Here is a 20,367-nt window from a genome sequence, read left to right on the forward strand (position 1 = left end):
GCTTTGACATCTGCCGTCGAGGGGCCTAAGCCCGCTTATCCGATTTTTCAAACAAGCGATCAGGGAGCACGCGGCTATGGCTGGCGATGACGACGACTATATCTATGACGAAGCAACCGGCGAATGGCGTCCGGCCTCGGAACTGGCCGCCGCGGCCGCCAAGGCAGCCGAAGTGGTCGATTCCGCCGGCACCGTGCTGCAGAATGGCGACAGCGTCACCCTCATCAAGGACCTGAAGGTCAAGGGTGCCGGCCAGACGCTGAAGCAGGGCACCGTGATCAAATCGATCCGCCTCACCGACAACCCCGAAGAAATCGACTGCCGCCACGACGCCATCAAGGGCCTCGTGCTGCGCACGGAATTCGTGCGCAAGCGGTAAAGGGCGGAATTTGGGGCGGGGGTGATGTCTGAGCTGCCTTGGCATGAACGATCATGGATGCGGCTTGCCTTGGATCCAAAGGCATTCGCAACGACACGAAGGTGAGCAAATGACAACACCGCCGCGCCTCTTCGGAGCAGATTACAGCGTTTACGTCCGGATTGCTCGACTGTGCCTGATCGAGAAAGGCATCGAACATCAGCTTGTTCCGATCGATATTTTTGCAGAGGGTGGCCCTCCAGCCGACTACCTGGCAAGGCACCCGTTCGGACGCATTCCGGCCTTCGAGCATCAGGACATCAGTCTTTATGAGACGAGTGCGATCACTCGATATATCGATGAAGCTTTCGAGGGGCCGCACCTTCAGCCCTTGGACCCGCTGCACCGCGCAAGATGCAATCAACTCATCAGCATTGCTGACAACTATGCCTATCCTCATCTCGTGTGGGGCGTTTATGTGGAGCGGGTATCAAAGCCCGGCAGAGGCGTTCCCACAGACGAGGACACGTTGGTCGCGGCGCTCCCGAAAGCACGAAACTGCTTGATGGCGATGTCTCAATTGATGGGAGATGCCCCATGGCTCGTTGGCGAACAACTGACGCTCGCCGATTTGTATGCCGCTCCCATGTTCGACTATTTCCTGATGGCACCCGAGGGAGCGGACCTCATCCGCCAGCACGCAAACCTGCAGGAATGGTGGGCCCGCATGGCATCGCGGCCTTCAATGGCTGCAACTCAACCGTCTTAGTTTTCGTGCGGTCTGGCGTGATCTCGCGTATCTGGTAGCCCGGTTTCAGATCGGCCTACCGCTTCAAACTCCCCAAAATCCCTCGCACCAGCGCCCGGCCCACCTGGCTTGCTACCGAGCGGGCGGCACTTTTCATCGCGGCCTCGATAACCGTTTCGCGCTGGTATCCACCGCGTCTCGCGGACGGGGTGCGGCGGGCATCGTCGGTTTCTTCACCCTCCGTGCCAAAACCCGGCAGTTTCCAGCGGCCGGCGGCGCTGTTATTGTCTGGTGTGTCCTCATCCCTCGGGGCCGTTGTGGTGGCGGGCCGGGCGCGGGTGGACGGGGCTTTGCCCACCGCCTTTCCCGCCCGTGCCATCAAGATCTCGAAGGCGGACTCGCGGTCGAGGTCTTCGTCATAGAGGCCGGCGACCGGGCTGTCGGCCAGAATGGCGGCGCGCTCGGCATCCGTTAGCGGTCCGATGCGGGCCGAGGGCGGGCGGATGAGGGTGCGGGCGACGATGGAGGGCGCGCCCTTGGCTTCCAGAGTGGAAACCAGCGCCTCACCGGTGCCAAGCGTGGTGATCACCTCGGCGGTGGAAAAATCCGGGTTGGCGCGAAATGTGTCGGCCGCCGTCTTTACCGCCTTCTGCTCGCGCGGCGTATAGGCGCGCAGTGCGTGCTGCACCCGGTTGCCGAGCTGGGCGAGCACGGTTTCGGGCACATCGAGCGGGTTCTGCGTGATGAAATAAACGCCGACACCCTTGGAGCGGATGAGCCGCACCACCTGTTCCACCCGCTCCAGCAGCACCTTCGGCGCCTCGGAAAACAACAGATGCGCCTCATCGAAGAAAAACACGAGGCGCGGTTTTTCCGGGTCGCCCACTTCAGGCAGTTCCTCGAACAGTTCCGACAGAAGCCAGAGCAGGAAGGTGGCGTAGAGCCTCGGGTTCATCATCAGCCGGTCGGCGGCAAGCACCGAGACCATGCCGCGCCCATCCGGCGCAAGGCGCATGATATCCTCGATCTTCAGCGCCGGTTCGCCAAAAAACTGGTCGGCGCCCTGCTGTTCCAGCACAAGCAGCCCGCGCTGCAGCGAGCCGATGGAGGCTTTCGAGACAAAACCGAAACGGGCGGAAATTTCCGAGGCCTGTTCGGCCATGTAGGAGAGGAGCGCCTGCAGGTCCTTCAGGTCCATCAGCGGCAGGCCACCCTCGTCGGCTATTTTGAAGGCGATGTTGAGAACACCCTCCTGCGCGTCGCTGGCATCCATCAGGCGCGCCAGAAGAAGCGGCCCCATCTCGGCCACGGTCGAGCGCACGCGATGCCCCTTTTCACCGTAGAGATCCCAGAAGATCACCGGAAAGGCGGCATTGTCATAGTCGGAAAACGAAATATCCTCGGCACGTTTCAGCAAAAAATCCTTCGGCTCTCCAACCGCTGCGATGCCGGAAAGGTCGCCCTTGATATCCGAGCAGAACACCGGCACGCCGGCGGCCGAAAACCCTTCCGCCAGCACCTGCAGCGTCACCGTCTTGCCGGTGCCGGTCGCACCCGTCACCAATCCGTGGCGATTGGCGAATCTGAGGTCGAGATATTCCGCTTTTGCCAGCGTATCATCGGGATTGCGGCTGGCGCCGATAAAGAGTTTTCCCTGATCGACCATGCAACCGGCCCCCTTGCGTCAGCGTTAGCGCGTATTGGACTTTATAGGGGGGACAGGCATGTTCGGCAATGCGAGACGTTTTACGGCGGCAATGCCCTGTGGCCGCTCTTCGGATGGGAGAGGGACCGCAGGATGAAACAGACAGGCGGGGCCGATCTTCGCGGACGAAGCGCCGACACACCCTCGGCAATACCCTGGAAGGGCCTGCTCGATGTCGCCTACCGCGTCTATAACGCCATCATCGAAGACCGGGTGATGCTGGTGGCCGGCGGCGTGACCTTCTATCTGCTGCTCGCCGTATTTCCCGCCATGACGGCGCTCGTTTCGCTTTATGGCTTCGTGGCCGATCCGGCAGCGATTACCGAACGGTTGGATTTTCTGCGCGAGGTCATGCCCTCCGACGGCCTGGAAATCTTCTTCAAGCAATTGCAGACGCTGGCCGGCGAGGAGCGCAGTTCGCTGAGTTACGGTCTGGTGATCGGTCTTGCCATTGCGCTCTGGAGTACCAACAATGGCGTGAAAGCCATGTTCGAAGCGATGAACATTGCCTATGGCGAGGAGGAAAAGCGCAGCTTCATCCGCCTCAACCTCGTCTCGCTGTTGTTCACCTTCATGGCTCTGATTGCCGCCATCGTGCTTCTGGTCGGGCTCGGCGTCATTCCCGCCATGATCGCCTTCCTGCCGCTGGGCGGTTTTGCCGAAACGCTGCTGTCGCTGGCCCGCTGGCCGGTGCTGCTGGTTCTGGCAACGCTCGGCATCAGCCTGCTTTATCGTTATGGCCCCAGCCGTGAGCCGGCCAGAAAACGCTGGATCAGCTGGGGCGCTTCGCTTGCCGCCCTGTTCTGGCTCGGCGGGTCGCTTGGCGTCTCGTTTTATCTCTCCCATATCGCCAATTTCAACGTCACCTATGGCACGCTTGGCGCGCTCATCGGCTTTCTGTTCTGGGTGTGGATTTCCTCGATCATCATCATCCTCGGCGCGGAGATCAATGCCGAACTGGAGCACCAGACGCAGCGCGACAGCACCACCGGCCCGGAACAACCGATGGGAAAACGCGGCGCCTATATGGCCGATACGCTGGGAAAAATTTTTCGAAACTGAGCTTTCCGCCCTGCGCTATCTGGGAAAAACTGGAGCGCCCGATGGCAAGACCCACGGCGCGGTGCTAGCACTGAAATCCACGCGACGGCGCAGAGGTGAGGCTTGCATCCGGCGGCGCATTTATTTACGTTGACGTTAACGTCAAACATCGAGGAGAGTGTGATGAACGAACTGGTCACCCGCGTGGCAGACAAGGTGGGCATTGCGCCCGAAATCGCTGAAAAGGCCGTGGGCATGATGCTGGGTTTTCTCCAGCGCGAGGCCGATGACGCAGCCGTTGCCCGCATGATCGAGGCGATCCCCGGCGCACCGTCGCTGGTGGCGCAGTTCAATGGCGAAGGATCCGGCGGCGGCGGCCTGCTCGGCGGGCTGATGTCCACTTTCGGCGGCGGTGTCATGGCGCTTGGCCAGCAGTTGATGTCGCTTGGCCTCGGCATGGGCGAAATCACCGCCCTTGCCCGCGAAACCATTGCCGTTGCCCGCGAACATGCCGGCACCGAAACGGTGGACGAAGTGGTCAATTCCGTGCCCGGTCTCAGCCAGTTCGTCTGATTTTCCGACCCCATGCCTCAACCCGCCCGGCCGGCCGCCGGGCGGGTGCTGCTCCGTTACGGGGCGCCCGGCCTGCGCGCCCTGGTCGGGCATCTGTCGCCGCAGAAACCCTGCTTGCGCCATGTTCTGCATCAGAACGAAACATGTTCCCGCTTTGGTTCACCCTCCGTTAAGCGCGTCGGCAATCGATAAAATTCTATCAACTGTCTCGCCATATTGTGACGTTATGCGTCGGTTGGACGTCACAGCGGGGGTATGGAATGTCGATTACAGTGCGCGCCTACGCGATCATGCCATCGCTTGCCCTCGGGCTTGCCCTGATGTTGAGCGCGCTCACCGCCTTTGCCGGTCCGGCACGGGCGGGTTACGCGCATTTCGTCGTGGACGCGGCAACCGGCAAGGTGCTGGCGGCGGAAAATGCCGATACGCTGAACCACCCGGCGTCTCTCACCAAGATGATGACGCTCTACATGGTGTTTGAAGCGCTGCGCGATGGCCGTCTCAAATGGGACCAGCAGATCGTCATGTCGAGGAATGGTGCTGCCACCATCCCCACCAAGCTCGGCGTTCCCGCCGGCAAGACCTATACGGTGCGCGAGGCGGTGTATGGCATGGTGGTCAAATCCGCCAATGATGCCGCCGAAGGCATCGGCGATCATCTGTACGGTTCGGAAGAAAAATTCGGCGAGGCGATGACCCGCAAGGCCCGACAGCTCGGCATGAGCCGGACTGTCTTCCGCAACGGATCCGGCCTGCCCGACAGCCGCCAGGTGACGACCGCGCGTGACATGGCAACGCTCGGCCTTGCGCTGATGCGCGATTACCCCAGGGAATACAAGATCTTCGCCACCCGCTCCTTCACCTTTCGCGGCAAGACCATTCGCGGCCACAACAACCTCATGTACCGCTATAACGGCATGGATGGCATCAAGACCGGCTTCATCAATGCCAGCGGCTTTAATATCGTCAGTGCCGTCAACGACCGGGGCCGCAGGGTGATCGGCGTGGTGATGGGCGGGCGCACGGCAAGAGCCCGCGACGCACAGATGGCGGCCCTTCTGGATGATGCCATGCCGCGCGCCTCGGTCCGCGGCGGCGCTCTGGTGGCAGCCGTTGGTGCCCCGAGCCTGCCAAGATCGGGCGTCCCGACACCGTTCCGCAGAGCGCAGGCAGAGCCGGAAGGGTTCGATCCGGTGGCCGCACAGATTGCCCATGCCGAAACCATGGGGCGCACCCAGTCGGGCGAAAACCTTGGCATGGACGCCGAAACCGCCGACCATTTTCCGCCCGTTCCCACCCGTCCGGCTGCTGACCGCCCGGCGCGACAGCGCAGCCCGGCATCCCGCACCGCCGCCATAAAACCGGCAGCGCCGCCTGCAAGTCCGGTTTCGGCTTATGCCGAGGGGCCGGTGCCGCAGGCGGCCATTCCTGGCCGGCCCGGCAACCCGCCCGGCGGCCTGCCCTTTGCCATGGCCGAACATGCCGGCTGGACCGTGCAACTGGCCGCAGCGCCCAGCCAGGCGGAAGCGATTTCGCTTCTGTCGCGTGCGCTGCCGGCGCTTGATCGCAGCTTCTCCGGCATCACGCCTTATACGGAAAGCGTTCAGGGCCGCGCCGGCCTTCTGCACCGCGCCCGCCTCTCCGGCTTTGAAAACCGCGCCGCCGCGCAATCCGCCTGCCGGGCGCTGACGGCGCAATCCTTCTCCTGCCTGGTGGTGGACGGCAACGGCTGACCGTGTTGGTCAGCCCGCGCCGAACTCCTCCACGACGGCATCGACAAAACTGCGCACCTTGACCGTCGGGCGCCGGCCCGAGGGATAAAGCACGTGCATCGGCCGCACCGGCCCTTCATAATCATCGAGAACCCGCACGAGACGGCCGGCGGCGATTTCGCCGCTCAGCACGCTTACCGGCCCAAGCGTCACCCCAAAACCTTCGATGGCCGCATGGAGCAGCGCCTTCCAGTCATTGCTGCGCATGCGCCCGGTGGCGCACACCTCTTCGGCGCGGCCGTTGCGGGTAAACACCCAGCGGCACGGAATGGACGGCGACCAATAGGCATAGGCCAGACAGTCATGGCTTTCGAGATCCGAGGGTGTTTTGGGAACGCCGCGGGCCGCCAGATAGGCAGGCGAGGCGCAGGCGATTACCCGATAGGGTGACAAGGCATGGGCGATCAGGCCGCTTTCCTCGACAGGACCAATGCGCACCATCACGTCGAACCCCTCCTCCAGCGGATCGACAAAGCGGTCGTTCAGCGTGAGATCCACCTGCATGTCCGGGTAACGGGCGAGATACCGCGTCACGAACGGGGCAAGGCTGAAGGCGCCAAAGGTCATCGGCGCATTAACCCGCAGAACGCCCTGCGGGTGCGAACGCATCTCCTCAGCCAGCGCATCGGCGGCATCCGCCTCGGCCAGCACCAGCTTGCAGCGATCGTAATAGGCGCGGCCGACATCCGTCAGGCTCTGGCGCCGCGTGGTGCGGTGGATGAGGGCCGCGCCAACGCGATCCTCCAGAAACACCACATGTTTTGCCACCATCTGCGGGGAAATTCCCATGACCTCGGCAACGGCTGCGAACGAGCCGAGATCGGCCGCCCTGACAAAAACCGACATGCTGGTCAGCCGATCCATGAATTCCACCCTCACAGTTGTCAATGTCATTCGATCTCAAAGATTTATCACTGGATGAGCAGGAATTAAAGCTCTCTCCACCAACCATGGAGAGACCATATGAAAATCGGAATCATCGGAGCAGGTTTTGTCGGGCGTGCCATCGGCAAGCTGGCGGTCAAAGCCGGCCATCAGGTCATGCTCAGCAACTCACGCGGGCCACACACCCTGTTCAGCCTGCGCCACGGCGTTGGCGCCGAAGTGGGCACTGTCGAGGACGCCGCGAAATTTGGCGAGATCATTGTGATCGCCATTCCCTTTGCGGCCTATCGCAGCGTGCCGGCAGATTCTCTCGCCGGCAAGGTCGTCATCGACACCAACAACTATTACCCGGACCGCGACGGCCGCATCGCCGAACTCGACGCCTTCGAGACAACGACCAGCGAGATGCTGGCAAAACACCTGCCGCAATCGCGCATCGTCAAGGCGTTTAATGCCATCACGATGAATGATCTGGAAACGGACGGACGGCCTGCTGGTGCCGCAGATCGCCGCGCCCTGCCGCTTGCCGGCGACGATGTGGATGCCAAGGCTGTTGCAATGCGCCTCTACGAGGAATTCGGCTTCGATGCGGTGGATGCGGGGCCGCTGTCTGAAGGTTTTCGCTTCGAGCGCGCAACGCCTGCCTATTGCGTACCGCACACGAAACCACGGCTTGAAGAGACGCTGGCGCACACCACCCGCACCGGCACGCGCGCCGCGTAAAACGCCGCATGAAAAAGGCGCCACCCGGGCGCCTTTTTAGATCGGTGTTCGTACCCGCTGGCGACATTACTGCCAGACGATGATGCGGGCCTTGTTGGGTACGCGTTCGTAAAGGTCGATAATGTCCTGGTTCATCAGGCGCACGCAGCCCGACGAGACGGCCTTGCCGATGGAATTCCATTCGGGATTGCCGTGCAGGCGGTAAAGCGTGTCCTGGCCATTGCGGAAGATGTAGAGCGCGCGGGCGCCAAGCGGGTTCATCAGGCCGGGCGCCATGCCACCGTTTGCGGCGGAATATTTGACCAGTTCCGGCTGGCGGGCGACCATTTCCTGCGGCGGGGTCCATTTCGGCCACTTCTGGCGCCACTGGATAACGCCCTCGCCTTCCCAGGCAAAACCTTCGCGGCCGATGCCGACGCCGTAACGCATGGCCGAGCCGCCCGGTTCCACCAGATAAAGGAAACGCGAGGCCGTATCGACAACCACCGTGCCGGCCGGTTCACCCGTCGGGTCCACCACGCGCTGGCGATAGAAGCGCGGATCGATATTCCAGTAGGGAATGGCGGGAATGACGAAGCCGCCATCCACGGTTTCGCCATACATGGCATCGAGTTCCGGTGAGCGTCCACGCAGCGGAGCAGACGGCGGGGCAAAGGCGTTACCGCCATCGCGGTAGGTGATGCGAAGACCGCCGGGTCCGGTGCCGCCGGAGGAGGCGCAGCTTGCAAGCGTGGAGGCGGTGCCGACGGCCAGAAGGCTGAGCAGACGGCGGCGGCTGAAAAGATCGGATGTTGTCATGAGGGCGGTTTTACTTCTTCACTGGAAAAGCGGGTACATTAAGAACGCGCATCAACGAACGTCAGCGACACTTGTTCCCGCATTATGTCTGAAAGAAGTATAGGCCGCCACAGTTAGACGACCAGTGTGGCTGTCCGCACTCTATCGTGACAGAGGTGTGATCAGATAACCACAATCGGGGTTGCCGCCGGCACCCGATCATAGAGATCGATGACATCCTGGTTCAGCAGGCGCACGCAACCGGAAGAGGTGGCGCGGCCGACCGATTGCCAATCCGGCGTGCCATGGACGCGGTAAAGCGTATCCTTGCCGTCCTTGAAGATATAGAGCGCGCGGGCGCCGAGCGGATTGTTGAGGCCGGGCATGGCGCCACCTTCGGCGGCCGCAAATGGACGAAGATCGGGCTGGCGTGCCACCATATCGGCGGGCGGCGTCCAGCGTGGCCATTTTGCCTTCCACTGGATGACGCCACGCCCCTTCCAGGCAAAGCCCTCGCGCCCGAGGCCGACGCCGTAGCGGATTGCCCGCCCGTTCGGCTGGACGAGATAAAGGAAACGGTCCTTCGTATCGACGACCAGCGTGCCCGGTGCCTCCTGCGTGGCGTAATCCACCTCTTGGCGCAGATAACGCGCATCGATGCGCGAGAACGGAACGGCCGGCAGCGTGTGGCCGTCATCGCGGATGCTGGCGTAATAGGTGCGGTGGACGGGATTGGAGACCGGCAGCCCATAAGTCTGGTGGAACTGCGTCTGGTAAAGCTGGCGTTTTTGCGGAATGGCCTGCTGTTTCTGCGTGGGCTGCGGCTGCGGTTCCGGCGGGGCGGACGGATTGTAAAACACCGGCGCGGTTTCCTGCACGAAAACGTCAGGGTTCATGCGGCTGGTATCTGTGACCAGAATGCAGCCGGAAAGGCTGGCGGTTCCGGCAAGCATCGCCGCAAGGAGGACGCGTCGGGAGACAGTGCGCAAGGTCTGGAACATGAGAATACAGCTTCCGGCAGATGACATCAGCCGGAACAATGCACGCCGCGGCTGGCGCGAGGCTTTCCATGGGACCGTGCGCCGCCTGGACAAGGCAGAGCGCCTGCCGGCCGAAGCACGCCGCAATCAGGCTTGCCTGCCGGCGCCGGCAGTGAAACAGTTCGCTTATAAAACGGAGGAAAACAGCATGAGCGACACGACGGGCGGCAAGGTTGCCATCATCACGGCGGGCGGCAGCGGCATGGGGGCGGGAGCGGCGCGAAAACTCGCAGCCGATGGCTTCACGGTCGCCATCCTCTCCTCCTCCGGCAAGGGCGAGGCGCTGGCAGCCGAACTCGGCGGCATCGGCGTGACCGGGTCCAACCAGTCCAATGACGACCTGAAGCGGCTGGTCGATCTGACTATGGAGCGGTTCGGGCGCATCGACGCGCTTGTCAACAGCGCCGGCCATGGCCCGCGCGCGCCCCTGCTCGACCTCTCCGACGAGGACTGGCATCGCGGCATGGAGGTCTATTTCCTCAATGTCGTGCGCCCGACGCGCCTCGTCACGCCCATCATGCAGGCGCAGAAATCCGGCGCCATCGTCAATATCTCGACCTTCGCCGCCTTCGAGCCGGACCCGGTGTTTCCGACCTCCGGTGTGTTCCGCGCAGGCCTTGCCGCCTATACAAAACTGTTTTCCGACCGTTATGCGCAGGACAATATCCGCATGAACAACGTGCTGCCGGGCTTCATCGACAGCCTGCCGGAAAAGAGCGAATTCAAGGAGCGCATTCCGATGGGACGTTATGGCACGGTGGACGAGGTGAGCGAACTGATCGCGCTTCTCGCCTCCGACCGCGCAGCCTACATCACCGGCCAGAACATCCGCATCGACGGCGGCATTACCCGCTCGGTCTGAAGGCTGCACCGGGCAGGTTTTCCCCGCCCTCAGACTGCTGACAAAGGGCCTTGTGCATCTTCCGTCATGCTTGGGCTTGTCCCGAACAGATATAACCTATTGATTTTATTTTACCTTGGCAGATCCTCGGCACAAGGCCGAGGATGACGTCGTGGTAGGAAACAGCTCTGTCAGCAAGCTGCGGGCGGGATTATCCCCGCCCTCTCCTTTTTGCGCACGGCGACGCGGCGGCCGGTGCGATCTCAGGCGCCGTGGCTCTTGAAGAAGCGGATGCTTTCGGCGACCGCTCCCGGCACCACGCCATTATGCGTGCCGGGTAGGATCTTCTTGTCGATGGAGACACCACCGGCCACCGCTCGCTCGATGAACAGGAGATGATTCTTGTCAAACGGCCTCTCTTCGCTGCCGCGCAAAAGCAGCGTCGGGCATTTGAGGCTTGGCGAAAAACAGACCGACGAGCGCATGATGAATTCGCGCGGATCGTCCCAGTCGAAGCGGATTTCCTTCTCGTAACGACCGAAATAACGCCAGGCATCGACACCGGCCGATATCGGCGCTGCCGCCTTGAAGCGGCGCGTCATGGCAGCCAGAAGCGCCAGCGTGCCGCCATTGCTGTGGCCGGCAATGAAAAACCGGTTCTTGTCGACGCCGGGCAGGTTTTCCAGATAATCGGCCGCCGAAAGCGCATCGGCGGTCTCGTCATAGAAACCGGAATAATTGCCCGCCTGGCCGTTTTCGCCGCGAAACGAGGGAAGCATGACGATAAAGCCTGCCTCGACATAACCCTTCATCAGCTCCCAATGGCCATCGCCGGTGGCATTGCCGCCATGCAGGAACAGAACGGCCGGTTTTGGCGCGGCCGAAGGTTCGTAATGCGAAACCCAGGCCACCAGCGGCAGCGACCGATCCGGCCCGCCGGGATAGGTCACGCGCGTGGCGCCCGGCGGCGTGCCAAGCGGCGGCGCTGCCTCCGGCGACGGCCCCTTGCGCAACAGGTTGGTGCGGAAATGTTTACGCGCCTCGCTATAATCCGTGGTCTCAAGCGGCGGCACTTCCGGCGTCGGGAACGGTGCTTCGCTCACAGGCTTTGAGGCGGCAACCGAGGGAGCGGCCGCAGGAGCTGCAACGGGCTGCACGGCGGCAGATTGCGCTCTGGCTGCAAAGGGGGCCAGCGACGGCGCAAGGGCTGCCGTGGCGGAAAGCCCGAAAATCATCTGGCGGCGGGAAAACGGCATGAATATCACCATGTTGCAAAATAGTCCCGGATCGTAGCATCCGGATTTACGCTCGCAAGTCTCGGCCGGATCACGCTTTCTCGATGGGAAGCGGCCGGGCATCCACCATCGCCATCAAGGTGGAGAGCCGGTCCGCATCGGCTGGAAGCTTGTCGGTACGAAGCCTTGCAATACGGGGAAAGCGCATGGCAACGCCGGATTTGTGGCGGGTGGAGCGGTTGATGCCCTCAAAAGCCACTTCCAGCACAAAACCGAAGCCCGGCTCGGCCCGAACGGCCCGCACCGGGCCGAACCGCTCCACCGTGTTGTCGCGCACGAACTTGTCGAGCACCTCCAGTTCCGCATCGGTAAAGCCAAAATAGGCTTTTCCAACAGGCACCAGCTGCGCGCCCTCCTCGCCATCGGCCCAGACGCCGAAGGTGAAATCGGAATAATAGCTGGAGCGTTTGCCGTGGCCGCGCTGGGCATACATCATCACCGCATCGACATTAAACGGATCACGCTTCCACTTGAACCACGGGCCTTTCAGGCGGCCTGCCTGATAGGCGCTGTCCTTGCGCTTGATCATCACGCCCTCGATGACGGGATCGGGCGGGGCGATGCGCAACCGGTCGAGTGTCGCCCAGTCAGTGAACGGCACCAGCGCCGACAGATCGAACCGGTCATGCGGGGCCTTGTCGATGAGGCCGGTGAGACGCTCGCGGCGGGACAAAAACGTTTGCGCGCGGATATCGTCGCCGCCCTCGAACAACAGGTCATAGGCGCGCACGAAGGCCGGATAATCGGCAAGCATCCGGGCATTCACCGTCTTGCGGTTCAGCCGCTGCTGCAGATCGGAAAAGGTCCGCGTGGCACTGTTGGAGCGCGCCGTGCCGCCGACCAGCAACTCACCATCGACAACGCCCTCGAAATTGATCGCTTCGATGACATCGGGAAAGGCACCGGAAATATCGTCGCCGGAGCGGGAATAGAGCTTTTTCGTCCCCCCATGGCTCGACATCTGCACGCGAATACCATCCCATTTCCATTCCGCGGCGTAATCGGCAGGATCGAGCTTTTCCAGATCGCCCTCCTCCACCGGATTGGCAAGCATGACGGAATGGAAGATGGCGGGGCTTGCCAGCACCGGTTTTTCCGCCCTGCCCTCCAGCCAGGAAAACAGCGAGACATAGGGCGGCTCCAGCCCGTGCCAGAGCGTTTCGATTTCGGTCACGTCACGCCCGCTCATCTGCGACAGCGCCTGCTTGGCCAGCCGCGCCGATACGCCGATGCGAAGCCCGCCGGTTGCAAGCTTCAGGAAGGCAAAACGGCTGGAATGATCGAGGTGGTCGAGCAGATCGCGCACCGCACCGCGCACCTCCGTGCGTCCCAGCGCATTCATGCGGGCGACGACCTCGCCCAGCCGCGGCTGCCCGCCTTCCGCCACCCTCTCCTTGCCCCCGCCATCCCAGACGAGCGCGATGGTTTCGGCGAGATCGCCGACATAATCATAGGAATACTGGAACAGAACCGCATCGAGCCGTTCCAGCGCCAGTTCCTTCAAGAGCGCCGGCTTGACGCCCTTCAGATCGAGCGTTCCGGCAAGGGCGGCAAGCCCATAACCGCGATCCGGATCGGGCGTATCACGGAAATAGTCGGCCAGCAGCGTCAGCTTGCCGTTGCGCGACGGGGTGAGGACGAGGCGATCGAGGAGGGTTGCGAAGGGTTTCATGATCTGGCCCTCGCGGGACAAGGTTGCCCTTCTGTGCTGCTGGTCGTACCCCCTGCAAGGGCAGGGTCATTGCATTTGAAACAAGACCCTCTCTGCCCTACCGGGCTGACCGGGGTCGAGCCACAGGTCTCGCCCCGTCCTTCGGACCCCCCAAAGGGGGGAGATAAGACGCAGCAACCGCCCCATTCCTGCATCAGACGGCGCGGCCGGGTTAAGCCCTCCCCCTTGTGGGGAGGGTGTGGGAGGGGTCTTTCTTCATATGATGTTACCATCATCAATCCCCCTCATCCTCGTAACCCACCAGATGCAGCGGTTTGGCCGGGATGCCCTGCATCTCACACCAGCGCACCAGCGCTTCTTCGCGCCCATGCGTGACCCACACTTCGGAAGGGGCGATTTCGGTGATGGTATCCAGCAGTTCCGGCCAGTCGCAATGGTCGGAAATGACCAGCGGCAGTTCCACGCCGCCCTGTTTTGCCCTTTGCCGCACCATCATCCAGCCGGAGGCAAACGAAATCAGCGGTTCGTTGAAGCGGCGCGCCCAGCGATCCTGAAAAGCAGACGGCGGGCCGACGACGATGGCGCCGTGGAAGGCGGCGGGATTGCTCTTTTCAAGCGTTGCCGGGCGAAGTTCGCCAAGATCTATCCCCTGCCCGGCGTAATAATCGCAGAGTTTCTGCAGCGCGCCGTGGATGTAGATCGGTCGGTCATAACCGCAATCACGGATGAGCCGGATCACCCGCTGTGCCTTGCCGAGCGCATAGGCACCGACCAGATGCGTGCGCTCGGGAAACTGCAGGAGCGACGCCAGCAGCTTTTTTGTTTCCGCCTTCGGGTCCGGGTGATGAAAGACCGGCAGGCCGAAAGTGGCTTCCGTGATGAAGACATCGCAGGCGACGGGCGCAAACGGTGCGCAGGTTGGGTCTATGCCGCGCTTGTAATCGCCGGAGACGACGATGCGCAGGCCATCTTTCTCGATGGCGATCTGCGCCGAACCCAGCACGTGGCCGGCCGGATGAAAGGTGACGGTGACGCCGTTGACGGTCACTGCCTCGCCAAATTCTGCCGCCTGCTCGGCACCGGCAAAATCGACGCCGTAACGCAGCGCCATGATATCGAGCGTCTGGCGGGTGGCAAGCACATGGCCATGGCCTGAGCGGGCATGGTCGGAATGGCCGTGGGTGACGAGCGCCCGGTCCACCGGGCGCACCGGATCGACATAAAACTGGCCGGGCGGGCAAAAAAGCCCGGCCGGTGTGGGATGAAGAAGCGCCTCGGGTTTCATGCCCTCAAAGATAGGCAGGAATTGCGCGAGGAAAAGACACCCGGCGTGTGATCAGGCGCGTTTCACCTCGGCGGTCGGCAGCCGCACCGGCTTCAGCATGATGGCGGCGATGAGGCCGACGGTTGCAAAACCTGCCGCCGTCAGGAACATCGGCTCGAAGGCATGGCCATAGGCGGTGGCAATCGCTAGGCGGGCCGCGTCCGGCAGGCCGGAAAGCTGGTCCGGCGTCAGCCGGCTGACATCCTCGATGCCGGGCACCGTGACGCCCGCCATGAAGGCGGAGATGACGGCGCCATAGACGGAAATCGCAATCGCTGCTCCCCCCATGCGCGTCAGCGTGACGGCACCCGTCGCAGAGCCGATATCGGCGCGCGGCGCGGAATTCTGCACGCCGATGACAGGTGCCTGCTGGCCAAGGCCGACAGCCAGCCCCTGCAACAGCATGACCACGGCCACCACCCAGAGCGGCGTCGTGCCGGAAAGCTGGGAAAAGATGACCAGCGCCAGAACATTCAGCACCAGACCCGCGACGCAGAACGGCTTGTAACGTCCGGTTCTGGAAATCAGGCGGCCGGCCGAGAGCGAGCCGATGACGATGCCGCCGGTGACGGCAATGAAGAACAGGCCGGCATGGGTCGGCGACAGGCCACCCGTGGTCTGCAGGAACAGCGCAAAATAGTTGACCATGCCGATCGCCACGCCGCCGGTCGTCAGCGACACGATGAGGAAGAGCGAAAACGTGCTGTCCTTGAACAGGCGCAGCGGAATGATCGGTTCGGGCGCGCGGCGTTCGACGAGGATCCAGGCGATGACCGAGGCGACGCCGATCACCAGCACCGTCAGGCTCTGCCAGGAGACGAGCGAGCCGAACAACGAGATACCGTCGGTCAGCAGGACGACCGTGGTGCTGGCAAGCGCCAGAAGCACGGCGCCGAGGTAATCGATCTTCGGCTGGCGGGCCGGCCGGCGGTTGGGCAACAGGAAGATGAGACCGGCCAGCACGAAAAGCCCGATTGGCAGATTGATCAGAAAGATCGAACGCCAGCCGAACAGATCACTCATGGTGCCGCCGATGAGCGGCCCGACACTGCCCGAGGCCATGATGACGAGGCTGGAATAACTCTGGTAGCGGGCGCGCTCACGCGGCTCGAAGAGATCGGCATTGACGGCAAAGATCGACACCATGATGCCGCCGCCGCCAAGCCCCTGAAACACGCGCGCGGCAATCAGCGAGTTCATCGACCAGGCAAAACCGCAAAGCGCAGACCCGATGGTGAAGATGGTGACGGCGGCAATCATCACATATTTGCGGCCAAAAAGGTCGCCCAGCTTGCCATAGACCGGCATGACCGCACTGGTGGCGAGCAGGAAGGCAGAGCCCACCCAGCCGAAACGCTCGAACGCGCCGAATTCACCGACAATGGTGGGCAGCGCCGTCGAGACGATCTGGTTGTCCAGCGTCGCCATGAACATGGCCGTCATGAGAAAAAGGAAGAGGGTCAACCGCAGGCGCTTGTCGGTGACGAGCGGTTGCGGGGCGTTCAACGGCATATCCATGGGGCGATCCTGATGTTTCGCAAATTCATGTGCCTTTAGCATATAATTGTCAACGGCAGATTTTTGTGAACTGCATGTGCTTGAATGAAAGCAGGCATCTGCTATACGACAACACCATGACACAGGATCACGCCCCTAAAGCCTCACCGGAGCCCCCCGAGGACCTTGTCCGCATCGGGCAAAGCATGTCGATGATGCGGGTGATGATGGGCCGGCGCGTGATCGGCCGCATGGCCATTGCCCGCGCCGCCCCCGGTATCGACCTGTCGCAGCTCGATATTCTCGATGTGGTTCAGCGCATCAGCAAGGACGGCGGCGAGCCGACGGTCGGCGCGATTGCCGACGCCATGCGCATCGATCCCTCGCGCGGCAGCCGGCTGGTGGCGGAACTGGTGACACGCGGTCTCCTGAAACGCGATGCCTCGCAGGAGGACGGGCGCCGCTCGTTGATCCTGCTGACGCCTTCAGGCGAGGCCGTGCTGGGGGAAATCCGCGCCATCAAGCATAGCATCATCGAGACAGCGACCGCCGACTGGTCGGCGGACGAACGCGCCGTCTTCGGCGACCTGTTCGAGCGCTTCATCACCGGGTTCTACCAGGCGGCGCTTGGCACCGCGCCCGCCGACTGCGACGACACGCAGGCCGCGGCATCCTGACGATCAGCCGTCAGGCGTCCTGACCCCGGCAGAAACGCCTGACGTCCTCAGCCGAAGACGACATCCGTCTGGCGGCTGACCTGCAGGGCATCGCGGCCCATGGCCTTTGCGGCATACATGGCGCGGTCGGCGGTGGCGAGCAGCCCTTCGGGCGTATCGCCATCCTGCGGGTAAAAGGCAACGCCCATGCTGCAGGTGATGGGGATTTCCGTTGCCTCCACCGTCACCGGCTGCGACAGGATGGAGCGGATCTCGCGCAGGCGCCTCAGCACACTTGCCTCGTTCTGATAGGCATTGCTGAACACGATGGCAAACTCGTCCCCGCCAAGCCGCACCACGAGATCGGCCGCCCGCACCAGCTGGGTCACACGCCCGGCCAGCTGTTTCAGCACCTCGTCACCCATGGCATGGCCAAAACTGTCATTGATCCCCTTGAAATTGTCGAGATCGACATAAGCAACCGTGATCTTGCGGCTTTCGCGCTCCGCATCGTTCAGCGCGCGGCTGAACTGTGCCCAGAACAGCGTGCGGTTGGGAAGGCCGGTCAGCGGATCATGATAGGCCATGTGCTGGATGCGCTCTTCGTTCTGCGATCGCTCGATGGCGATGCCGCCGAGATCCACCGCCACGGCGGTGATCTCGATCTCGCGCTGCGACGGCGCGCGGATTTCGCTGGAATAAAGCGCAAACGTGCCGAGCACCCGCCCGTCGGCACTCATGATCGGGGTGGACCAGCAGGAGCGCAGGCGAAACACGGCGGCGAGATCGCGGAAATCCGACCACAGCGGATCGGTGTCGATATCCTCGACGACGACGGCGGCGCGGCGCCAGGCGCAGGTGCCGCAGGAGCCGACGCGCGGGCCGATCGCCACGCCATCGACCAGCTTGGTATAGGCGATCGGCAGGCTGGGAGCGGCGCCATGGCGCAAAAACTCGCCGGTTTCGTCAAGCAGCAGTACCGAGGCGGAAATGCCCTCAAGCTGGCCTTCCATCACCTGGCAGAGCGTTTCGAGCACCAATGGCAGCGGTTTTCCGCGCGCCACCATTTCCAGAACGCTGGCATGGCCGCGCTGCAGGTCTGCGTGGCGGCGTGCCTCGGTAATATCGCGTGACATCACCATCAGGCCGGCAACCGCCCCGTTGCTGTCGCGCAGGCAGGTGCGGGTGGTCGACAGCCAGAATTCCCGCCCGTCCGGCAGCCGCAGCAATTCCTCGCGCTCGCTGTTTTCGCCGTCCGACATCAGTTGCTGTTCGAAGGCGAACCGCTCTCCGGCGGCCTCGTCATCGAGAAAATCGAATTCGGTGCGCCCGAGCAGCGTCGACAGGTTGTCGAAACCTGCAAATTTTAGCACTGCGGCATTGGCAAACACAAAGCGGCTGCGGCGATCCTTCAGACAGAAGAATTCCGGGAACTGGTCAAACAGGGTCTTGTTATCAAGCGACTGGAAAAGAGAGGTACTGTCGAGACCATCGATATCCGCGGATGTGGCGACCTGAACAAGATACCGGCTCAGCGGATCGAGCGGAGCGACAGGCATGGCCTGCGCTGCCCGTTGCGCCATGGGTTCGTTCATCGGTCATTCTCCTTGATCCGCATGCCTGCTCTGGTCCCCGAAACCACCTGCCATCACGTCGGCAAAGGTTTACATGAGAAGTCCCAAATAAGTCTTAGGCTCCCGGTTTTGCCAAAGAATGGGGAGGCATGGCTTACGCTCTCTTAACGTGTTTGCGCAAAGACCCCCGCGAGCCCGCAGGCAGCGACAAGGGCGCCGGTTCCCGTGCCGGATCAGGACAGGCCGTTGCGACGCGTGGTTCCGGCACCTGCCCCCGCCACTGCCGCGAGCCGGAAAGCGGCTGGCAAACCGCACCGGTGATTCGCCCGCGCAGCCATCGGAAGTCACGAAAATTTTCGTGCCGCACGGCAGGCGGTATCGCGCCCCTTTTCGTCTTGCGGCCGGGGCCAGAAGGTTCTCTAACCATCCCATCCGCCATCGCGTGCGAGATCCGATCCCGGCTTTCACCGCAGATCCGCGTCGGCTGGCGGCAGTTGCAATGAGGAGCTTTCCATGCTGAAAATCTATGGCGCCTATCGCTCGCGCGCCACCCGCACGCTCTGGCTTGCCGACGAGATCGGGCTTGCCTTCGACCATGTTCCGGTGCTGCAGGCCAAGCGGCTTGCCGATCCGAAAAAAACCGATGCGCCCATCAACACGCAGTCGCCGGCATTCCTTGCCATCAACCCGATGGGCACCATTCCCTCGATCGACGATGATGGCGTGATCGTCCACGAATCGCTTGCCATCAACCTCTATCTCGCCCGCAAATACGGCGGCGACCTCGGGCCGAAGGATCTGGTGGAAGAAGCGGCGATGCTGCAATGGTCGCTGTTTGCGGCAACCGAAATCGAGGCGACGGCGCTGAAGATCTCGTTTGCTTCGCTGGCGGAGGCCACGGACGAGACGCGCGCCGTGGTCGACCAGTCGGCGGCAAATCTCGAGCGGTCGTTCACCGTTCTCGAAAAACACCTCGCGGACAAGGATTTTGTTGTCGGCGACCGCTTTACCGTCGCCGACATCAACCTTGCCGAAATCGTGCGTTATGCGCAGGCGCACGCGCCGCTGTTTGAAACACGCCCGGCGCTGAAAAGCTGGCTGGAGCGGGCGCAGGCCCGCCCCGCCTTCAAGGCGATGTGGGAGAAGCGGCTGGCGGAGCCGGCCTCGGGGCCGGTCTGAACGCCGGCCGGTTCGAGATCCGGGGCGTGGCCTTTGCCCTTATCCGCACTTGCAGATGGTGGATCAGGACAAGGGCGTTGGCCGGCGGACGGCACTCCGTTCGCCGGTAGAGCCTGCAATCGGTCGAGCGGCTCATCATGCCCCAGTCGATCATTTCGCGGCGCATCAGCACATGATCGCCAAAGCCGTTTTGCCGCTTCAGAATCTCGTTCACCTCGGGTTCCGGCAGTTCACGGCGGGCCGGCATCAACGACCAGCACCACCAGAGCGCCAGTTTCTGCTGCTGCGTCTTTTTTGGCCAGCGCGTCAGCACGCCGTCATCGTCAAAACACCGCAGCACCTGTTCGATGCGCCGGTGATCGACGGGCTCGGCCTCGGCCAGAGGCTGTGGCGCGGGTGCGGCAAGGCGCATCTCGGCCCCTTGTGAGGCTTTCAGGTGCTGGAAATTGCGAAAGCCGGCGCCGCGCGCCAGAATGTTCAAGAGTTCCACATGGCCGGGCTTGCGGTCTTCACCGTCATCAAGCGCACGCCGAATGGTTTTCGCCAGCGCCGAAACATCCGGCACGGTGATGGAAAGCGTAGTCTTCGACATCGTTTCATCCTCGATATCGTGCCGATCAAACTGTCGGTGGTCACCGTCTTTCCGACCCGGCACGCGGGGATAAACCTCATGCGTTCTGGGAAAACATATCGCGGCAGGTTTAGCA

19 protein-coding genes are annotated in these 20,367 nt (G+C 62.6%); 9 read left to right on the plus strand and 10 right to left on the minus strand.

Annotation, left to right across the window (positions count from 1 at the left end; genetic code table 11):
* The first annotated feature begins 76 nt into the window (after window positions 1-76).
* Window positions 77-379 carry an alkylphosphonate utilization protein gene (locus tag AC4CWH_RS11410; protein ID WP_210103172.1) on the plus strand — a complete coding sequence of 101 codons (303 nt, stop codon included), beginning with the start codon at window positions 77-79 and terminating at the stop codon, window positions 377-379.
* A 109-nt stretch (window positions 380-488) separates the two neighbouring features.
* On the plus strand, window positions 489-1,127 hold the full coding sequence (locus AC4CWH_RS11415) for a glutathione S-transferase family protein (RefSeq protein ID WP_491318825.1): 639 nt from the start codon (window positions 489-491) through the stop codon (window positions 1,125-1,127).
* Window positions 1,128-1,182: 55 nt separating this feature from the next.
* Here the strand turns inward: AC4CWH_RS11415 and AC4CWH_RS11420 are convergent, their stop codons facing one another.
* Window positions 1,183-2,772 carry a helicase HerA-like C-terminal domain-containing protein gene (locus AC4CWH_RS11420; protein WP_491318826.1) on the minus strand — a complete coding sequence of 530 codons (1,590 nt, stop codon included), beginning with the start codon at window positions 2,770-2,772 and terminating at the stop codon, window positions 1,183-1,185.
* A gap of 132 nt (window positions 2,773-2,904) precedes the next feature.
* Between AC4CWH_RS11420 and AC4CWH_RS11425 the strand changes: the two genes are divergently transcribed.
* From AC4CWH_RS11425 to AC4CWH_RS11435, 3 genes are all read left to right on the plus strand, one after another.
* The gene (locus AC4CWH_RS11425) at window positions 2,905-3,873 is read left to right on the plus strand and encodes a YihY/virulence factor BrkB family protein (protein ID WP_491318827.1); all 969 of its coding nucleotides are present in this window, start codon (window positions 2,905-2,907) and stop codon (window positions 3,871-3,873) included.
* Window positions 3,874-4,035: 162 nt separating this feature from the next.
* Window positions 4,036-4,425, plus strand: a complete 390-nt coding sequence (locus tag AC4CWH_RS11430) for a hypothetical protein (RefSeq protein WP_491318828.1) — start codon at window positions 4,036-4,038, stop codon at window positions 4,423-4,425.
* A 260-nt stretch (window positions 4,426-4,685) separates the two neighbouring features.
* Complete coding sequence (locus AC4CWH_RS11435; protein WP_491318829.1) at window positions 4,686-6,158, plus strand: serine hydrolase; 1,473 nt, start codon at window positions 4,686-4,688, stop codon at window positions 6,156-6,158.
* 9 nt (window positions 6,159-6,167) lie between these two features.
* Here the strand turns inward: AC4CWH_RS11435 and AC4CWH_RS11440 are convergent, their stop codons facing one another.
* Window positions 6,168-7,091: a LysR family transcriptional regulator gene (locus AC4CWH_RS11440; RefSeq protein WP_491318830.1), complete on the minus strand. Its 924-nt coding sequence runs from the start codon at window positions 7,089-7,091 to the stop codon at window positions 6,168-6,170.
* Window positions 7,092-7,160: 69 nt separating this feature from the next.
* Here AC4CWH_RS11440 and AC4CWH_RS11445 point away from each other — a divergent pair, with 69 nt between their 5' ends.
* Window positions 7,161-7,805, plus strand: a complete 645-nt coding sequence (locus AC4CWH_RS11445; protein ID WP_491318831.1) for an NADPH-dependent F420 reductase — start codon at window positions 7,161-7,163, stop codon at window positions 7,803-7,805.
* A gap of 66 nt (window positions 7,806-7,871) precedes the next feature.
* On the opposite strand, the gene AC4CWH_RS11450 is transcribed toward AC4CWH_RS11445, so the two are convergent.
* On the minus strand, window positions 7,872-8,603 hold the full coding sequence (locus tag AC4CWH_RS11450) for a L,D-transpeptidase (protein ID WP_491282149.1): 732 nt from the start codon (window positions 8,601-8,603) through the stop codon (window positions 7,872-7,874).
* A gap of 161 nt (window positions 8,604-8,764) precedes the next feature.
* The gene (locus AC4CWH_RS11455; RefSeq protein WP_491318832.1) at window positions 8,765-9,583 is read right to left on the minus strand and encodes a L,D-transpeptidase; all 819 of its coding nucleotides are present in this window, start codon (window positions 9,581-9,583) and stop codon (window positions 8,765-8,767) included.
* Window positions 9,584-9,770: 187 nt separating this feature from the next.
* On the opposite strand from AC4CWH_RS11455, the gene AC4CWH_RS11460 reads away from it, so the two are divergent.
* On the plus strand, window positions 9,771-10,484 hold the full coding sequence (locus AC4CWH_RS11460) for an SDR family oxidoreductase (RefSeq protein ID WP_491318833.1): 714 nt from the start codon (window positions 9,771-9,773) through the stop codon (window positions 10,482-10,484).
* A 242-nt stretch (window positions 10,485-10,726) separates the two neighbouring features.
* Here the strand turns inward: AC4CWH_RS11460 and AC4CWH_RS11465 are convergent, their stop codons facing one another.
* From AC4CWH_RS11465 to AC4CWH_RS11480, 4 genes are all read right to left on the minus strand, one after another.
* The gene (locus AC4CWH_RS11465; RefSeq protein ID WP_491318834.1) at window positions 10,727-11,719 is read right to left on the minus strand and encodes an alpha/beta hydrolase family protein; all 993 of its coding nucleotides are present in this window, start codon (window positions 11,717-11,719) and stop codon (window positions 10,727-10,729) included.
* Window positions 11,720-11,789: 70 nt separating this feature from the next.
* Window positions 11,790-13,430 (minus strand): cisplatin damage response ATP-dependent DNA ligase, encoded by a 1,641-nt coding sequence (locus tag AC4CWH_RS11470; protein ID WP_491318835.1) that lies wholly within the window; start codon window positions 13,428-13,430, stop codon window positions 11,790-11,792.
* A 274-nt stretch (window positions 13,431-13,704) separates the two neighbouring features.
* On the minus strand, window positions 13,705-14,715 hold the full coding sequence (locus AC4CWH_RS11475; RefSeq protein ID WP_491318836.1) for a ligase-associated DNA damage response exonuclease: 1,011 nt from the start codon (window positions 14,713-14,715) through the stop codon (window positions 13,705-13,707).
* A gap of 51 nt (window positions 14,716-14,766) precedes the next feature.
* The gene (locus AC4CWH_RS11480; RefSeq protein ID WP_491318837.1) at window positions 14,767-16,272 is read right to left on the minus strand and encodes an MDR family MFS transporter; all 1,506 of its coding nucleotides are present in this window, start codon (window positions 16,270-16,272) and stop codon (window positions 14,767-14,769) included.
* A 116-nt stretch (window positions 16,273-16,388) separates the two neighbouring features.
* On the opposite strand from AC4CWH_RS11480, the gene AC4CWH_RS11485 reads away from it, so the two are divergent.
* A complete protein-coding gene (locus AC4CWH_RS11485; protein ID WP_491318838.1) occupies window positions 16,389-16,928 on the plus strand; it encodes a MarR family winged helix-turn-helix transcriptional regulator in 540 nt (179 codons plus the stop codon).
* A 47-nt stretch (window positions 16,929-16,975) separates the two neighbouring features.
* Here the strand turns inward: AC4CWH_RS11485 and AC4CWH_RS11490 are convergent, their stop codons facing one another.
* Window positions 16,976-18,502, minus strand: a complete 1,527-nt coding sequence (locus AC4CWH_RS11490) for a diguanylate cyclase (protein ID WP_491318839.1) — start codon at window positions 18,500-18,502, stop codon at window positions 16,976-16,978.
* A gap of 492 nt (window positions 18,503-18,994) precedes the next feature.
* On the opposite strand from AC4CWH_RS11490, the gene AC4CWH_RS11495 reads away from it, so the two are divergent.
* A complete protein-coding gene (locus AC4CWH_RS11495) occupies window positions 18,995-19,660 on the plus strand; it encodes a glutathione S-transferase family protein (RefSeq protein ID WP_491318840.1) in 666 nt (221 codons plus the stop codon).
* Here AC4CWH_RS11495 and AC4CWH_RS11500 read toward each other — a convergent pair.
* Window positions 19,608-20,252: a DUF2087 domain-containing protein gene (locus AC4CWH_RS11500; protein ID WP_491318841.1), complete on the minus strand. Its 645-nt coding sequence runs from the start codon at window positions 20,250-20,252 to the stop codon at window positions 19,608-19,610. The two genes, AC4CWH_RS11495 and AC4CWH_RS11500, sit on opposite strands and share 53 nt — an antisense overlap.
* Window positions 20,253-20,367: the final 115 nt, after the last annotated feature.

It is taken from the genome of Neorhizobium sp. PAMB6716, assembly GCF_058242805.1.

Coding starts and splice junctions, on each gene's coding strand:
- AC4CWH_RS11410 (WP_210103172.1), top strand. CDS start 77: ATGGCTGGCGATGACGACGACTATATCTATGACGAAGCAACCGGCGAA.
- AC4CWH_RS11415 (WP_491318825.1), top strand. CDS start 489: ATGACAACACCGCCGCGCCTCTTCGGAGCAGATTACAGCGTTTACGTC.
- AC4CWH_RS11420 (WP_491318826.1), bottom strand. CDS start 2,772: ATGGTCGATCAGGGAAAACTCTTTATCGGCGCCAGCCGCAATCCCGAT.
- AC4CWH_RS11425 (WP_491318827.1), top strand. CDS start 2,905: ATGAAACAGACAGGCGGGGCCGATCTTCGCGGACGAAGCGCCGACACA.
- AC4CWH_RS11430 (WP_491318828.1), top strand. CDS start 4,036: ATGAACGAACTGGTCACCCGCGTGGCAGACAAGGTGGGCATTGCGCCC.
- AC4CWH_RS11435 (WP_491318829.1), top strand. CDS start 4,686: ATGTCGATTACAGTGCGCGCCTACGCGATCATGCCATCGCTTGCCCTC.
- AC4CWH_RS11440 (WP_491318830.1), bottom strand. CDS start 7,091: ATGACATTGACAACTGTGAGGGTGGAATTCATGGATCGGCTGACCAGC.
- AC4CWH_RS11445 (WP_491318831.1), top strand. CDS start 7,161: ATGAAAATCGGAATCATCGGAGCAGGTTTTGTCGGGCGTGCCATCGGC.
- AC4CWH_RS11450 (WP_491282149.1), bottom strand. CDS start 8,603: ATGACAACATCCGATCTTTTCAGCCGCCGCCGTCTGCTCAGCCTTCTG.
- AC4CWH_RS11455 (WP_491318832.1), bottom strand. CDS start 9,583: ATGTTCCAGACCTTGCGCACTGTCTCCCGACGCGTCCTCCTTGCGGCG.
- AC4CWH_RS11460 (WP_491318833.1), top strand. CDS start 9,771: ATGAGCGACACGACGGGCGGCAAGGTTGCCATCATCACGGCGGGCGGC.
- AC4CWH_RS11465 (WP_491318834.1), bottom strand. CDS start 11,719: ATGCCGTTTTCCCGCCGCCAGATGATTTTCGGGCTTTCCGCCACGGCA.
- AC4CWH_RS11470 (WP_491318835.1), bottom strand. CDS start 13,430: ATGAAACCCTTCGCAACCCTCCTCGATCGCCTCGTCCTCACCCCGTCG.
- AC4CWH_RS11475 (WP_491318836.1), bottom strand. CDS start 14,715: ATGAAACCCGAGGCGCTTCTTCATCCCACACCGGCCGGGCTTTTTTGC.
- AC4CWH_RS11480 (WP_491318837.1), bottom strand. CDS start 16,272: ATGGATATGCCGTTGAACGCCCCGCAACCGCTCGTCACCGACAAGCGC.
- AC4CWH_RS11485 (WP_491318838.1), top strand. CDS start 16,389: ATGACACAGGATCACGCCCCTAAAGCCTCACCGGAGCCCCCCGAGGAC.
- AC4CWH_RS11490 (WP_491318839.1), bottom strand. CDS start 18,502: ATGAACGAACCCATGGCGCAACGGGCAGCGCAGGCCATGCCTGTCGCT.
- AC4CWH_RS11495 (WP_491318840.1), top strand. CDS start 18,995: ATGCTGAAAATCTATGGCGCCTATCGCTCGCGCGCCACCCGCACGCTC.
- AC4CWH_RS11500 (WP_491318841.1), bottom strand. CDS start 20,252: ATGTCGAAGACTACGCTTTCCATCACCGTGCCGGATGTTTCGGCGCTG.